This is a genomic window from Microcoleus sp. AT3-D2, assembly GCF_036705715.1.
In the GTDB taxonomy this organism is placed as follows: Bacteria; Cyanobacteriota; Cyanobacteriia; order Cyanobacteriales; family Microcoleaceae; genus Microcoleus.
In genome coordinates, this window is the sequence record NZ_JAUBVE010000009.1 from 16022 (window position 1) to 31543 (window position 15522).

11 protein-coding genes, 1 tRNA gene and 1 pseudogene are annotated in these 15522 nt (G+C 45.8%); 6 read left to right on the plus strand and 7 right to left on the minus strand.

The features are described from left to right. The first annotated feature begins 268 nt into the window (after positions 1–268). Entirely contained in the window at positions 269–1006 is a 738-nt protein-coding gene (locus tag QUB44_RS05950; RefSeq protein ID WP_333364316.1) for a DUF3747 domain-containing protein, read from the plus strand. A 303-nt stretch (positions 1007–1309) separates the two neighbouring features. On the opposite strand, the gene QUB44_RS05955 is transcribed toward QUB44_RS05950, so the two are convergent. The 6 genes from QUB44_RS05955 to QUB44_RS05980 all read right to left on the minus strand — a co-directional run bounded on the left by QUB44_RS05955 (position 1310) and on the right by QUB44_RS05980 (position 8158). Further along, on the minus strand, positions 1310–1453 hold the full coding sequence (locus QUB44_RS05955; protein WP_333364319.1) for a hypothetical protein: 144 nt from the start codon (positions 1451–1453) through the stop codon (positions 1310–1312). A 232-nt stretch (positions 1454–1685) separates the two neighbouring features. Next, the gene (locus tag QUB44_RS05960) at positions 1686–2021 is read right to left on the minus strand and encodes a XisI protein (protein ID WP_333145711.1); all 336 of its coding nucleotides are present in this window, start codon (positions 2019–2021) and stop codon (positions 1686–1688) included. Continuing rightward, positions 2009–2425, minus strand: coding sequence for a XisH family protein (locus QUB44_RS05965; protein WP_333364322.1), 417 nt, complete (start codon positions 2423–2425; stop codon positions 2009–2011). Before QUB44_RS05965 ends, QUB44_RS05960 begins: the two co-directional genes overlap by 13 nt. 127 nt (positions 2426–2552) lie before the next feature. Then, positions 2553–3443, minus strand: a complete 891-nt coding sequence (locus QUB44_RS05970; protein ID WP_333364325.1) for a hypothetical protein — start codon at positions 3441–3443, stop codon at positions 2553–2555. Beyond that, positions 3421–7725: an AAA domain-containing protein gene (locus QUB44_RS05975; protein ID WP_333364328.1), complete on the minus strand. Its 4305-nt coding sequence runs from the start codon at positions 7723–7725 to the stop codon at positions 3421–3423. The genes QUB44_RS05970 and QUB44_RS05975 overlap by 23 nt, the downstream gene beginning before the upstream one ends. A 360-nt stretch (positions 7726–8085) precedes the next feature. Then, positions 8086–8158 (minus strand) — tRNA-His (locus QUB44_RS05980). Between the two features lie 657 nt (positions 8159–8815). Between QUB44_RS05980 and QUB44_RS05985 the strand changes: the two genes are divergently transcribed. The 4 genes from QUB44_RS05985 to cobA all read left to right on the plus strand — a co-directional run bounded on the left by QUB44_RS05985 (position 8816) and on the right by cobA (position 13121). Then, positions 8816–10342, plus strand: coding sequence for a serine/threonine-protein kinase (locus QUB44_RS05985; RefSeq protein ID WP_333364330.1), 1527 nt, complete (start codon positions 8816–8818; stop codon positions 10340–10342). A gap of 193 nt (positions 10343–10535) precedes the next feature. Further along, positions 10536–11219, plus strand: coding sequence for a manganese catalase family protein (locus QUB44_RS05990; RefSeq protein ID WP_333364333.1), 684 nt, complete (start codon positions 10536–10538; stop codon positions 11217–11219). A gap of 352 nt (positions 11220–11571) precedes the next feature. Next, positions 11572–12315 carry a sirohydrochlorin chelatase gene (locus QUB44_RS05995; RefSeq protein ID WP_333364336.1) on the plus strand — a complete coding sequence of 248 codons (744 nt, stop codon included), beginning with the start codon at positions 11572–11574 and terminating at the stop codon, positions 12313–12315. Next, positions 12312–13121, plus strand: coding sequence for a uroporphyrinogen-III C-methyltransferase (cobA, locus tag QUB44_RS06000; protein WP_333036885.1), 810 nt, complete (start codon positions 12312–12314; stop codon positions 13119–13121). Before QUB44_RS05995 ends, cobA begins: the two co-directional genes overlap by 4 nt. 290 nt (positions 13122–13411) lie before the next feature. Here cobA and QUB44_RS06005 read toward each other — a convergent pair whose 3' ends face one another. Further along, on the minus strand, positions 13412–14587 hold the full coding sequence (locus QUB44_RS06005; RefSeq protein ID WP_333164497.1) for a homocysteine biosynthesis protein: 1176 nt from the start codon (positions 14585–14587) through the stop codon (positions 13412–13414). A gap of 199 nt (positions 14588–14786) precedes the next feature. On the opposite strand from QUB44_RS06005, the pseudogene QUB44_RS06010 reads away from it, so the two are divergent. Continuing rightward, positions 14787–15437 (plus strand): annotated as a pseudogene (locus tag QUB44_RS06010) (Uma2 family endonuclease). Positions 15438–15522 lie beyond the last annotated feature (85 nt).

Sequence of the window (15522 nt, forward strand, 5' to 3'; positions counted from 1 at the left end):
CCGCCCGGAAAATACAATTTAGATGCCCAACAGCTTATCAAGTTCCTCGGTAAAATAACGGTTATAACTTTGTAGTGAGGACTAAAGCCCTCATAAAATTCGCTCGGACTTTAGTTCTCACTACGAACCAAGGTGACGATCGGCGATCGATCGCACTTGGTACCACCGGAACAAGAGGTGGTAAAATTCTATCTTGTTGTTGGAAGAGGGCGAATTTTTTATATTCTAGATAAGTCTCATCACAATAAGGAGCCAATAGGGAAAAATCATGAAACATTCACTTGTACGAACAGTGGCAGCACTGGCAGGTTCAGCAATTTTAACACTTGGCGCGATCGGTTCGGCTAAAGCATTTACTTTTGACGAAACCGACATTAACCAAGACCGAGTAATTGTCATCGCCCAACCCCGACCTTCCGGCGGCTACCAATTGCTAATTGTAGAACAGGTATCTAACACGCGACAATGCTGGAGCGAAAGTGGCTCTAATCCCGTGAAAGTCGATCCATTATTAGTTAGTTTTGATTTCACCGGTATTTGTGGCCGCGCAACAGACAGCAACGGCTTTTCAATTCGCATGGCAGGCACCGATTTAGCATTAAAATACGCCCTGACTTTGGAAAGTGTTGATGGCGATGTTCTACTAATTGGAACTCCGGTAGATTACCAAGGTAAATCTGTGATTATCGGTCGCACAAATGGCGATGCTAACGAATTCATGAAAGTCACTCTCGATCCTGCTTGGCGCTTGAGTAAAAGGGCTTACCAAGGTCGCACATTAGGTCACTTTTATTTCACTACCAATCAACCCGCACCGGAAGAAATTGGCAATACCGGAGGCAATACCGGAGGCAATACCGAAGCAATACCGCAGCCAATACCAATACCAATACCCCAGCCAATACCCCAGCCAATACCCCAGCCAATACCCCAGCCAATACCCCAGCCAATACCCCAGCCAATACCGCAGGAAATACCCGTGGAAATACCGGTGGAAATACCGTAGGCAATACTGACCCTTCTACAATTCGGAGATAGCTACCGATGATATCTATGCTTGGGAAATTAAAGAAGCTGTGGGCCTTGGGTTCGTAGCCCGGTTTTCTCAAAATAATGCTTTGCGGCCGCAACTTGCTGTTACCAGAGAGCCATTGGTATCTTTAGTTTGGGAATCTTGGAAATGAATACAAGGCGCTAATATCACATTTCCTAGCCATATTTCTATCCGTCCATTTAGCGAAGTTGATATTTCCCGCTGGAGTGCGGGAAAAGTTCTATTGGCGCGGGACAACAAGATAGTTAGCTACTATCAAGATGGAACTTTTAAACCTACCCAGCCCGTCACTTGCGCTGAATAGATGGCGGTGCGCCGTCGAGCGGCGGAATTCGGTTTGTCGGCGGGAATGCAGCCGAATTTAGTTGCTAAAGAGCCGTCTAAAACTTTTTCAGACATTCAGAATTATTGGGCTGCTTCTATTATTACTCAAATGTCTTCTTATTGTTCTGTTGCTGCCGCTATTAAGGAAATGGACTCGGTTTGCTCCGAATGATTCTGCAAAGCGCAATTACGCGGCGGCTACTTTGCGGATGCTGAAATGCGTCAAGGCTCAGTAGGGCGAAGTAGATACCCGACAACTTTGGCGAAGTCGGGTATCTGAGTATTCTGTTTTTTTTAGCTTGACATTTTACGCTACACCGTAATCAGTATACGGTCGTTTGTATGGGGGTTGCAATCCCAAAATAATATCCTCTCTCGGTACTCCCATTGCAACTAATTCCTCCGCAGGATTTTCCTCGGTCAAATTTTGTTGAAGCCAGATTTTTCCATCTTTGATGTCAATGTGAATGAAGGTTTGATAAATCCGGGTTAAGTGTTCCCAGCCGACATTCATCCACTGATAATGATCTCGCTCTGTGTCTAAGATTAGTTGCACTTCGACTTCATCATCTGAAACATCATCTTCGGCATAACGGCTCATTAATGTCTGAACGTACTGACGATATTGAGCTAGTTTGTCCATTGTACAATTACCTCATTTGTTGCATCGTATACGATTAGCAATACCTGATACTGTTGTACTGCAGCTTGAGTAAACTCAGACTGAAAAAATGTTCTATACACGTCAATTGGTACTGCCAAGTATAATTTCCGATTAGGTTCAACAGATGCCAGCCCTAGCCGATAACTGAGAAATTGTCCCAATGCAGCATAAAAGTCTGTAATTACAGAAGGATTGAGGAAGCTTTTGATTTCGACTGCAATTTTCTCCCCTCCTCGCTCCGCTGCGACTAACCTTTCTGCTCCCAAATCAACCTGAAATTTAACATTGCCAAACTTAAACCTTAGTGGATCTGCAGTAATCACCCACTGTTCTTTTTGAAGGGCCCGTTTTACGGATTCGTGGAAGGTATCTTTGGCAGACACAGACAAATTCTCAGCGCGATTGCAAACAAGTATTAATTATACCAAAATCGCGGTAGATTGTCAATCGGTACCATCCTAATTTTCTATATAGTTTTAATTTTTAAGTTGATCAGGAGTGTAGTGCTTATCATACCGTTTTCTTTGGTTTCTTCTTAGATGGCTTTTTAGGATTTTTCGGGACGGGGATAATTTCTTGTTCTTGCAAGATGACATCTTCTGTTAATTTACATAAGTCGTTCAAGGAAAGTTTTTGTTGCGATTCAAGTTCGTTTAGCAAGTTTGATGCGGTTTCTAATATTTGCTTTCCCTGTCTGGCTTGAATAGTAGTTTTATTTTCGATCGCATCTAGCAACACAAAAATCGAGACTGTTTGCCAAATATCTAAATCGTCGCCTACGACATCGCAAGCAGAGACAATTTTGCCGTTTTCGGGGACGTGAATTCCTAAACCGGAAGCTTGAATTAACGGCTGGATTTCTGCTAGACTTAAATTCGCAAGGTCGCTAATTTTATGTTCGAGCGATACTAAATCTGCTAAATCGGGCAAGTTGACCGATTCTGTCGCTAAAGCATCGAATTTAAAGGTAAGAGTTTGATTCAGCGGATCGGAAATGGCATAAATTGATTGAATTTGCGATCGACTAACCGCACCTTTCTCGAAAAAATCCCTGCCTTGCAGGGCGATCGCAATTTGCCCATTTTCCGCCACCTCCAAGCTTTCCAAACTAACCAGAGTCGCCGCCGTAGTCTTCACAAAAATCTCGTCCAACCCCAGCAAATCCGCCAATTCCTTCAAAGTTGGCGCAGGTTCAAACTCAACGCCCGCCCGCAAAATAAACTCTTCCAACACGTTAAACTCGCGCGGTTCGCTAATCGCCACCTCCAGCGGAGTTTGCCGGATTGCAAAGCGGAATTGACGCGCCGCCAACACTGACAAACCCGGATTTTGTTGCTCAATTTGTTCGGCTAGCGAACTTAAATTCGAGTCTATTGGTTTAGTTGAGGACGCTAGAGACATCTACAAAACCTCCGCAGTGACGCACCGTTTTTGAAACTTCCTGATACATTTTTCCCACTGTACCTGTTTGTTGGGTAAATAAATCGTGGCAGCCGACAACAATCAGCAATTCTTGAGCGCGGGAAAATGCCACATTCACCCGTTCAGGTTCCTTCGCAAATCCAATATCGCCCCTAACATTATTGCACACTGTGCTGACAATAATTACAGGTCTTTCCATGCCTTGAAATATGTCAACCGTACCGGTGCGGATGCTCAAAGCAGGGAATCTTTCCCCTTCGATTCTGTCTTTAATTGCATTTAATTGAGCAGCATAAAAAGTGATAATTCCGATTTCTTTCGGTGGTTCGCCGTCGGCAACTTTGGGCCGCCAAGCTGTCTCCATTTGTTCGCACAAACGCTCGATCGCATCAATCTCCTTAACATTCAACCGCGAAGTACCCTGTTTTTCCTCTTCAAACCCTTGTCCTATCGGCGTTTTCACCCACAGAATGTGATTATTTTCTTGAATGATTCTACCTGCGAGGTTGTGGGCGCGTTTGGTGTCAGCTTCCTGGATACCACAGTTGAGTTTTTGCTGGTAAAACTGATTGATTGCGCCCATGATTTGTGGGTGCATTCGATACTGAGTTGTCAGCATTTTTTTGATGCTGTCGCTGGCATTTTCAAACAAAACTTTGAACAGCGATTCTTTGATAAAGCTAAGTTCGTCTCCGGTACAGCCGATGTCTTCGGCAATATCGTCGATCGTACTTTGATTAAACATCGGCGGCAATTGCCTGTGATCGCCCACTAATACTAACTTTCTGCCCTTCAAAGCGGGGATTAACAACTCTGGCGGAGTGCATTTGCTAACTTCGTCAATGATGACTGCATCAAAGCTGGGAAAGTTTTTAGTAAAATCGAAACTAGCAGCTTGCACGCAAGTAATGCCGATAACGTTGGCATTGTCAATATAAATTTGCTTTAAATCGTTGCGGTCTTTTTCTGATGGATTGCGGAGTTTTTGAATCCAATCTGTCACAAAGTTTTGAGAGCGATTTAGGGCGATTTCTTCTTGTTCTAATTTCCGCTGCCAAGTTTTGAAGAGACGCTTAATTTTGCTTAAAAAAGCTCCGCTGAATAATCCTGTATTCGGAACTTCTGGCTGGTATTGAGTCGGGATAGTTTGCCATGCTGACTCCCACCAATTTCTCTCAACAAGTAATGCTGCGGTTGGTTGTTGCTGTTGCAGTTGAGCGTTAATTTCGCTCAACTCGGCTTGAAGTTCGGCGAGTTGCTGCTGCGAAGTTGCAGCCGCAATTTGCAGCGGGGATAAATGCTCGTCAAGACTCTTTTTGATAGTCTCCAAAACCCCAAAAGGTTCTAAGTCAGCAATGGATTTTTCAAGCTGAAGCGCGCTTGCTTTCCAAGTCTCAACTTGCTTGACAAAATGCTGCGGTTGCTCCCAAATATTTGATTTTTGGGCGAGATATTGTTCGGCTAAAATCCGCAACTTTTCAGGTACATTTGGCTGTTGGACAATTGCTTGCAACAAATTAGTAACTTCGCTAATTTTTAAGTTAGCCTCTTGCTGGGCTGTTTCTACCTGAAGTTTAGCGGCGGATATTTGCTGCTGGTTTAAGGTTTGACCGATTTTATCTAATAACTGTTGCTGTTTGATAAGCTGCTGTTCGGTTTCGGTTTTCAGAGGAACCACGCACTGACGCGCATTTGCGAGGATACTGTGCAGCAATTCTTTGACTAGGCGATCGAAGGTAGCCTGGATATTATTTGGCTGCAAGGATTCACTATAAAATTGTTGAATGCTACCTAAGAAAGTGCGAGCTTTTTCGATGATAAATTTGCGCTGACTTTGGCTGACTTGGGAGTAGCTGGCGAAGTCTTTGGCGAGTTGTTGCCACTGTGTACGATCGCCCGCAGAGAGCACGATCGGCGTTTGACTCAAATTTAGGTGCAAAAACTCGCTAAACCGGAACTGTTGCCCTTGTATATCCTTAAAACCTGCGCTTTCTTCGTGGGCTACCGCCTTTTGCAACCGATCCAAATCGGGCAAATTGATTTTGCATTTGGGCGGCACGATCGGCAATTTGAGCGATCGGGCAATTTTCAGCAATCCTGCGGGCAATTCTACCATATCATCCGTCAGGATTGCGCCCGTTTCCCAGCAAGTTTTCACAACTTCATAGAGCCCCGTATCTGCCGTCTCAATCCATTGTGCAACGGCTACAACAACGGCTGCAATTTCCGCTTTTCGCAGTTCCAAATTCTTGATTTTCTGTTCGAGATTGTGGCGGTGTGTCTGATTTTGCCGATCGCCCAATTCGAGTTGATTCACAGCCTCAGACATCTGCCGCGACACCCGCAACGATTCCGCAACCGCCGACATAGCGTGACAAACATCATCAGCGCGATCGAATGCCGTCTTAAATTCCGATATTTGCGCTGCTACTGTTTCCTGCAACCAAACCGCAATCCCAAACGCGCCGCAAGCAGGGCGATCGAAGCCTATTTGAATAGCATTGCTAGCGGCAATCCGAACATTTGCCATAAAGTTTTCTACTAAAACATTGCCTTCGGAATAGGGTTTTAGTCGGGGCATAAACTCGGCAATTTCTGGAGATTCCCAGTTGACATTAGGCGCATCCAGCAGATTTTCTAACCCACTAACTAGAGGTTCAATCTCCATTTTTTCGGTTAAAATCTGTTCATACTCTGCTGCTTGCTGGCTGCACTTTTCCTCAAGATTTGCTTTACTGTCGTGCAGGTGTTTTAGTCCATTAAAAAAATCTCTCTCTGCGGCACAGTAGGCGGTAAATCGCTCTGATTCTGCCAGCAACTGCCGCAAAGATTTGATATTAGTCAGGCGCTGCGAGAGCTTTTCTTCGCAGTCAGTCGCCGTATTTTGCAGCCAAGTGCCGATCGCATTTTCCTCCAAAAACGGCTGCCCTTCTTCCTGCACCTTATGAGCTTTTCCCTTCCGCAAAGCCCGAATCGCCGGGTTGTGAACTAACCGACTCAAAGCATTATCTACAGCCAAATTTGCTTGCGAAGCAATCAGCGTTTTGCCGCCCTGACGGGCAATTTGATAGCAAATCTCCGCAATCACAGTCGTTTTGCCCGTTCCCGGCGGGCCTTGAATCAAAATTAAATCCCGCGCCGAAAGCACCGTTTCTACGGCAGCAAGTTGATCCTCATTAGCATTGCGATTTAATAAGTTTTCCCGATCCAATTTAATCAGTTTTTCGGGCATTCGCGCCTGAGAAGAGTCGAATAAAAACTCACTCAAATAGGGATTTTGAGCGCGACCGTCTGTCAGCATTTTTAAAGCTTTTTTCTTGCGTTCGATCTGACTGATATCGCCCGCCGCCTCAAAATACAAGAATCCTTGTTTGGGCATTTGATATCTGCCGCCCGCCATGCGATCGCCTAAATCAACATCTAATTTAATGCGTAATTTACCCTTTTCAAACTCTATTTCGGCGATGCTGCCTAATGTCTCTCCATCGCGGCTGCTTCTGCTTCCGGGCGGCGAATCAAACAGGATAATTTCTTCATTTCTGGCTTTTTTCAGCCTTTCGCGAAAGTCGCCCAATTCTAAGGAATTTTCCTCATAGCCGTCAAGAGTTGCGGAATTACGTTCAATTTCAAAAGTGACGATTTTAAAGCCGGAACCGTAATTATGACCGCGAAAAGGCACGCAAAATTGACGCGCTTCCGCAATGCGTTTTTCCACATTTAAAAAAGTATGCCAAACTTTTAGTTGTTCGGTCGTTGGTATGTGTCTGTCGTCCCAAAATGGCATTTGTTGGACGCGGGCGATCGACTTTACAGGAATTGGCGATCGACTGTTAGCCAAAAGTCGCAACTGAACCGGCAAAGCATACCCATCTTTCCTCCCTCTGGGAACCGCCACCAAACCAGCATCCAGCAGTTTTAAACCGCCACTTCCGTCTTCACAGCGTACAGTTGCTAACAACCGCAAAGTGCGATCAGCTTTTTGCAAAAATTGGGGTAATTCAAAATCATCTCCATCCGTAGCAAGCAGCAATTCCCAGATTTCTTCTTCCGAAAATCTCTCATTTACCTTTTGGCGGCGCACGTAGAAAAGACTGTGGGATTTGCCGGCAATCTCAGACATCAGAATTTCCGCACGCTCTCTGCATTCCCAATCGCAATATTTCCCTAAAGCCGCTTCTCCTTCTATATCCCGAATAAACTTATTAATTGTGCGATCGCCACTAAATTTATATCCCCAATCTTCTGCTACTAAAGACGGCATATTTTGATTTTAGATTTTAGATTTTAGATTGGATTTAAGATTAGCACACCGGAACTTGTGCCGACACATTGGTGTCAACTAGAGCCTGCAACCCCTGATAAATCTGGCTTTTTGCTGAGTCTAGATCCCCCTAAATCCCCCTTAATAAGGGGAGTAGGGGTTGACTTTGATCACGCTCTTGTCCCCCCCTTATTAAGGGGGGTTAGGGGGGATCTAGACCTAACTGTCAAACAGCAGACCTATACTACTTTTAACGTTAAGTGGACACAAATGATACCGACAGAACGGCTAAATCCCAAAGATTAAGGTTTGCTGAAGCCCACCCGGAGGCGATCGAATTAAACTGTTTAGAATCAAAAGGGCGAATGATGGGAATTGAACCCACGAATGGTGGTACCACAAACCACTGCCTTAACCACTTGGCTACACTCGCCATATCTTTTGTAACTATAGCATCAGATCTCAGCACAAGTCTAGGGGTAGGGCAAAAATATTTTGAAATATTTCTGAGCGTCCCTCAACCGGACAGATCGATTATGCCTCAAGTTCCAAGCACAGTAAGACTATAGCACAATTCTCGCTCTGTGCGATCGGCCTGTGCGAGCCTCTTCGAGGGCTTCGCCAACGGCAATTATCTCGCCCGCAGCACTCATGCGGCCTGGGTTGGGCAGCTCTGGCAGCGTCCCGATTCGGCCAAGCGCATTAAAATAGCCTTATCAGCCCAGGTGCATCTAAATTTTACACTCCAGTTTGATAAAACTCACCTCTGGCACAATTCTCAAGAACAGGCAAGATGCCTGTTCCACAAAGAATGAATTTCTTTTAGGGTGGGCTCTTCTAGCCCGCCCCTAAAAGCCTTATTGAGAATTGTGCAACATCTCAGAGGAAAGCTTGTGGGGTGTCCCGCCCACCCGAAAAATACAACGCCAGAAGCGGGACAGCGTATCCCACACTGCATGAGTTATCAACCATTCTTCTTCTCTCTCTTCTCTCTTCCCTATTCCTTCGCGTAGCTTCGCATCTTCGCGCTTCGTTTAAAAAAAAGTCTTGTCCGCAATCTAAAATCTAAAATCTAAAATCTAAAATCGATATGAGCTACTGTGTCAACCCAGAATGTCAAAATCCTCAAAACTCCAACACCGCCAAATTTTGCTTAAACTGCGGCTTTAACCTGTTGCTGAGACAGCGATATCGCCCGATTCAACTCTTAGGTAGAGGCGGATTTGGTAAAACTTTCCTAGCAATTGATGAAGACATCCCATCTCTACCCCGCTGTGCAGTCAAGCAATTTTATTTTTACGACCGTGACCCCGAACTTTTCAACAAAGCCGTTGAATTATTTCGTCAAGAAGCCGTCCGTTTAGACGAACTCGGAAAACACCCGCAAATCCCGACATTATTAGCGGGCTTTGAACAAGAAGACCGTATTTATTTAGTTCAAGAGTTTATAGATGGGCCGACTCTCAAACAAGAATTAGACCAGAGTGTATACGATGAAAATCAAATTTGGCAACTGCTGCAAGACTTATTGCCCGTGCTGCAATTTATCCACGACAAGCGCGTCATTCACCGCGACATCAAACCCGAAAATATCATCCGCCGCCAGTCGGATAACAAACTCGTATTGATCGATTTCGGCATTGCCAAACTAATGACTGATACAGCGATACTCCGTCCCGCAACGCTCATTGGCAGTCAAGATTATGTAGCTCCCGAACAAATGCGTGGCAAAGTATTTCCTGCTAGCGACCTTTACAGTTTAGGTGTTACTTGCATTCGCCTGATGACGCAAGTTCCTCCCTTGGATATGTACGACTGCAACAACGAGCGCTGGTGGTGGCGCGAGTTTCTCCCCAAAGCCACGAGTATTAGCGATGAGTTAGGTGAAATTTTAGATAAATTGTTGCAAACTCGTCTCAATCAGCGGTACAGTTTTGCTACGGAAGTTTTGCAAGATATCCAAGCAGCTTTAGATATTTGCGATCCAAATTTGCTTTCGCCCAAAAAGCCGATCGCTCCTGCTCCCAGTAATAGCGACAACTCAACTGATCTCAGCGCCCTACAAACTTCTGATTCTCCGATTTCACCGACAAAATCCGTCGCCAATTCCGCAGAAACTTTTTCCTTATCTGTTACTTCAAATCTCGACCAATCTCTAATTTCTGCACGGGGAGTAGATTGTACCAAACTGCGGGATTTTTTGTCAAACAAAAAGTGGAAAGAAGCCGATCGCGAAACTTGGGTTCTGATGTGTCAATCTCTTTCCCAGCAACCGGGAACTCAGCTAGAAATTAGCCAAATTTACCAGCTACCCTGCGAAGAATTGCAAACACTCGATCGCCTGTGGCTGCACTACAGTCAAGGTCGGTTTGGCTTCAGCGTCCAAAAGCAGATTTATGAAAGCGTTAAGGGAGACTATATCAGATTTTGCGATCGGGTCAACTGGCAAACCTACAATTCTGCTAATACTTTAGGGCAGATTAAATTTAGTCAGCAAGCACCAATCGGACACCTCCCCTCTCGCAGTTGGGTTGGCGGCATTCAGTGGCTGCGGCATCTCGATGCCCTGTCAGCAAAATTAACCGAGTGCGACAATAATCCTGCTCCTAAATTGTAATTTGGTCTACCGACTCAGTAAGTAAAATTTCATATTTAAACTCTACCTGAAAGCAGAGAAATTTGTCGAGCTAGATGTATCCATCGACCGAGGCTCGGTGCGATCGTTTGTCGCACAATGGATTAAGGCGAACACAGATAAAGTCTGCGATCTTTGAGACTTTAACAACAGAACTAAAAAGAGGTACCGATCCATGTTTTTTCATAAAAAAGAATTAATGGCTGCCGTCACAGTAGACGAAGCAAACCCCCGTTTTGCCCAATTGCTGCTAGAACAGTTTGGCGGAGCAACCGGAGAACTCACAGCAGCTTTGCAATACTGGGTCCAGTCATTCCACTGTGAAAATCCAGGGATTAAGGATATGCTTCAAGATATTGCGATCGAAGAATTCAGCCACTTAGAAATGGTGGGCCAACTGATAGAAATGCACACCAAAAACGTTGACCAAACAGAAGCTTACAAAAGCACCTTGTTTGCGGTGCGCGGTGTAGGCCCACACTTGTTGGACAGCCAAGGTCAAGCTTGGACAGCAGCTTATATCAACGAAGGCGGGGATGTGGTGCGCGATTTGCGCGCTGATATCGGTGCGGAAGCAGGAGCTCGCCAAACCTACGAAGAATTGATTAAACTAGCACCGGATATGGGAACGAAAAAAACGTTGCAGTTTCTGCTGACTCGCGAAATTTCTCACACTCAGATGTTCATGAAAGCTCTGGAATCGCTGGGTAAACTCACCGATCCGATGTTCGGCAATATTCCGCCAGATTCCACTGTGGATCTCTACTTTAACTTGTCAACAAATGGCAAGGATGAACGCGGTCCTTGGAACTCGGAACCTACTTTCAAATACATTGCCGATCCCGCTCCAAAAGGTTAATTTGAGAGTTGTTTAGGGTGTGTGGCTTAGAAGATTTAAGCCCAGTATTAAGTAATTTTTAAGCCGCCCGCCTTCTTTTGTAAGGTGGGCGGCTTAGAATATTTAAGCCCTGTGCGTAGGTTGGGTTGAGGAACGAAACCCAACATTTTCCTTAAATGAACCGTATTGATTTTTAAGCCGCGCACCTTCTTTTGTAAGGTGGCGGCTTAGAAACTTTAAGCCCTGTGTTGAGTGATTTTCCAGTCACGCACCCTAGGATATCGAACTTTTGTGTTGAGGATTTTTTAAGTCACGGGCCCTACGGTGTTATAATTATTTGAAATCCCGATCGAACATTAACATCAAATCTATATTGAAATTGCGATCATCGACCTATTTATTAGTTTCTCACGGCAGCCGCGACCCCAGACCCCAACAAGCTTTGGAAAACCTAGGTCAACTGCTGTCTCAAAATTTGGCTGACTCATTCCCCGCAGTCGCAACCGCCACCTTAGAACTAGGCCCCGCACCGCTGCACGAACAAATTTGCAGTTTTGGCGATCGTACCCTGTCGCTGGGAGTGACAGAATTGCAAATACTGCCTGTATTTTTATTGCCGGGAGTTCACGTCGCCGAAGACATACCGGCAGAGGTGGAAATTGCCCAAAAAACTTTTGGTGACAAGCTAAAAATTGCATTGCGCCCGCATTTAGGTTCCCAGGAAGCAGGCTTAACAAAATTGGTAAAAAGTCAGATGGAAGAGGTGACTTTTCTCCCCAATCTGCTATTGCCAAAATGGATTTTATTATCTCACGGCAGCCGTCGCCCCGGAGGTAACTCGACAGTTGAGGAAATCGCTAGCAAACTCGGTGCGCTGACAGCTTATTGGTCGGTAAAGCCGAGTTTGTCAGAGCAAATTGACAGTTTGGTTCGTGGTGGACAGCAGCAAATAGGGATTGTGCCATACTTCTTATTTAATGGAGGAATTACAGATGCGATCGCCAAAAATGTCGCACAGCTAAAGCAGCAATTTCCTGCGGCAGAACTTCATCTCGCAAATCCTCTAGGCGCAAGTGTACAATTAGCAGACTTAATTGGGAATTTAATTCAAAAATGAACCGCAGAGGCAAAGAAGAGGTAAAGGAAGAAAGAAAAATGTCTTTAGGAAAAGTGTATTTAGTAGGTGCGGGGCCCGGAGATCCGGGTTTGATGACCTTGAAGGGAAAAGCTCTGTTAGAGTGCGCGGATGTGGTCATTTACGACGCTTTAGTCAGCCCTCAAATTTTGGCAGCAATCAACCCCCAAGCAGAACGAATTGATGCGGGAAAACGCAAAGGGCGTCACTCGTTAATGCAAGATGAAACCACTCAGTTAATGATAGAAAAAGCTGGAGATAATGCGATCGTAGTTCGTCTCAAAGGCGGCGATCCGTTTATCTTCGGTCGCGGTGGCGAAGAAATGGAAGAGTTGGTAAAAGCGGGAGTGTCAGTAGAAGTCGTCCCCGGCGTAACTTCTGGGATTGCGGCCCCTGCTTATGCGGGAATTCCTCTAACACATCGATCGTACAGTTCTTCTGTCACCTTTGTCACCGGTCACGAATCAGCGGGAAAATATCGACCGGAAGTAAATTGGCAGGCGATCGCTCGTGGCTCGGAAACCATTGTAGTATACATGGGAATCCACAATTTGCCTTACATTATCGGCCAGTTAACAGATGCAGGATTGAGTGCAGAAACGCCAATAGCGTTAGTGCGCTGGGGAACGCGGCCGGAACAAGAAGAATTGATCGGGACTTTGGGTACAATTGTAGAGCAAGTTGAGGCGATCGGATTTGCAGCACCTGCGATCGCGGTAATCGGAAATGTTGTCAATTTGCACTCGATATTGTCTGGCTGTCGGCCAGTTTCTCAGACTGTAGAATAAGCGGGAAAATTGGGTCAGAACCGATATAATTTCGATCGCTTTGATTTCGCTCCCTCTAAGGTGCCTCGCCAGCGGGGACAATCGCACCCTTAATGTCATTCCGATGTCATTCCAGGACGCATAAATGACATATTTACAGCATATTCTATGTAGATGTAGATCGCAAGAAACCGGGTTTCGAGCAACAGAATCAGTAAGGATGCGAGAACTGTAAAGAAACCCGGTTTCTGAGGTGTATTTTATAAACCTGGAATACGCTGTATAATCCGTGACTTTAGTTTAGCGAATGTCTATTCCAGCCTCACTTGGGCCCCCCACAAATCTTGGGGGAGAAATACTCTGTCGGTGGGTAGGGGAGCAACTGGGGCCGTAAGGGTAAATTGACCCGCTTCAATTTGCTGCTTCAATTCCAATGCTACTTGCCGGGAGAGAAACATACTCGCAAGGGGGGCGGCCCGCACAGGTTTGCCCTCTATCAGGATGCGGCCAGTCTTTAATTGAGCATAGCTGACTAAACCGAAGGTGGGACGAACGCGCCGGGGGATAGAGAAATCTACCACCGGCGCTACTATTTTTTTGTCGGATACTGCACAGTGGGCGACGACTGTTTCGTTTAAGACTGGAAAGGGGATGCCGACTCCCAGCATCAGGGATGGGCCGTAGTTTTTGAAGTAGCAGCCGCGCACCCATTTGGAGTTCATCTGTTTGGCGTCGCCGATTAGTGCGAGGGTGGCGGCCGGGCCGATGGGGGTGCGGTTGGGCTGGCGTTTTTGCAGCGGGAAGTGCTGGGTTCCTTCCCAGGTGATGTAGCCGGTGGCGCCTCCTAGGAAGATGCGGGTGCCGATGCCGATGGTTTCGAGGTCGGGGTCGTTTAGCAGGGGAGACATGGCTCCAAGGTTCGAGTAGACGGCGTTGCCGAGGTTTGGTTGCAGGGGACCGAGGTAGGTGAACAGCGGGCGATCGCCTCCATTGACGCCAACAATAAAGTTTTGATATGCGTTCCGGGGATTGAATAAATAAAACTGGTTGATTGTATCGCGGGTAATCGTGGTTTCAAAGGAGGCGCGGGGGTAGCAGTCTGTTACTTGCCCCAAGGCTCGCAACTGCACGGGTTTGCCGGCTATTAAGTCTTCGATGACGTGTCCGCCGCCCCGTTCGCGGGATTCTTCCCCGTCTTCGGCTACTTGGGTGGCTCCCAGGTACAGGTCTACTGCCCCGAAGCCGGAGTAGGCTAAAACCCCGTCCAGCCAGCATTGGCGGATTTTGATCGGCGGGTCGGTATGGCCGAGGTTGATGATTGCACCGGAGGATTCCATCGGCTCGAATGTGCCTGCGGTAATCACATCGACTTCTTTGGCTGCTTGGGTAATGCTGGTTTCTTGAACTCTAGTTTTGAGTTCTTCGATTGTCCAGACTGTGGCTTTGCCCTGGCTGATTTTATCGTTGATTTCGTCGATCGATCTCATATATTTTAGATTTTAGATTTTGGATTTTAGATTTTGAATTGATTGATTTTGGAGTGATTTTGATTTTGGATTGACTTTGGATTGATGGAATGTCGATCGAGCGAATGCTGTTTTGGCGATCGACCTCAGTTTGATAACACAGCAAAATGCTATAACAGATATCTGGATTATATTATAAATAAAATAAAGAGCGATCGCCATGAATCAAGCGATATTAAAACCAGTCACCTTCGATGAATTTATTGACTGGTATCCTGAAAATTCGGTAAACCGTTACGAACTGCACAATGGAACTATTGTTGAGATGCCTAAAGCAACCGGAGAACATTCAGAAGTAGCGGGCTTCCTTGTCGCTCAACTCAACTTTGAAATCAGACGACTAGGACTTCCTTGCTTCGTTCCCAAAGAATGCGTTGTCAAAGCTAATAACGAGCTATCTGGCTACGAACCGGATGCGATCGTTTTGGACAGGCAAGGGACGGACAGCGAACCGAGATGGAAAAAGGAATCTATCATTACAATGGGTAGTTCTGTCCGGCTAATTGTCGAAGTTTTCAGTACCAATTGGCGGGATGATTACGGCTACAAATTGGTTGACTACGAAGCTTTGGGCATTTCTGAGTAGTGGATTGCGGACTATTTGGGACTTGGTTGGCGACGCTATATTGGCAATCCTAAACAACCTACTTTTTCTGTTTACCAGTTGGTTGACGGTGAGTATCAAGTCACTCAGTTTCGGGGGAGTGATAGGGTTGTTTCACCCACATTAGGGCAGTTGAATTTGACGGTTAAACAGATTTTTAGCGCAGGCAGATATCCGATAGAAAATGCGAGGCTTGAAGATAGTTAGTTGAGGGTGTTCGTACCACATTTTTGCTCAGAGTGAATACTTTTGTCCTATAACTTGGAATTAATCAGGAGTGAAGTCATTATGA

Coding starts and splice junctions, on each gene's coding strand:
- QUB44_RS05950 (WP_333364316.1), top strand. CDS start 269: ATGAAACATTCACTTGTACGAACAGTGGCAGCACTGGCAGGTTCAGCA.
- QUB44_RS05955 (WP_333364319.1), bottom strand. CDS start 1,453: ATGTCTGAAAAAGTTTTAGACGGCTCTTTAGCAACTAAATTCGGCTGC.
- QUB44_RS05960 (WP_333145711.1), bottom strand. CDS start 2,021: ATGGACAAACTAGCTCAATATCGTCAGTACGTTCAGACATTAATGAGC.
- QUB44_RS05970 (WP_333364325.1), bottom strand. CDS start 3,443: ATGTCTCTAGCGTCCTCAACTAAACCAATAGACTCGAATTTAAGTTCG.
- QUB44_RS05975 (WP_333364328.1), bottom strand. CDS start 7,725: ATGCCGTCTTTAGTAGCAGAAGATTGGGGATATAAATTTAGTGGCGAT.
- QUB44_RS05985 (WP_333364330.1), top strand. CDS start 8,816: ATGAGCTACTGTGTCAACCCAGAATGTCAAAATCCTCAAAACTCCAAC.
- QUB44_RS05990 (WP_333364333.1), top strand. CDS start 10,536: ATGTTTTTTCATAAAAAAGAATTAATGGCTGCCGTCACAGTAGACGAA.
- cobA (WP_333036885.1), top strand. CDS start 12,312: ATGAACCGCAGAGGCAAAGAAGAGGTAAAGGAAGAAAGAAAAATGTCT.
- QUB44_RS06005 (WP_333164497.1), bottom strand. CDS start 14,587: ATGAGATCGATCGACGAAATCAACGATAAAATCAGCCAGGGCAAAGCC.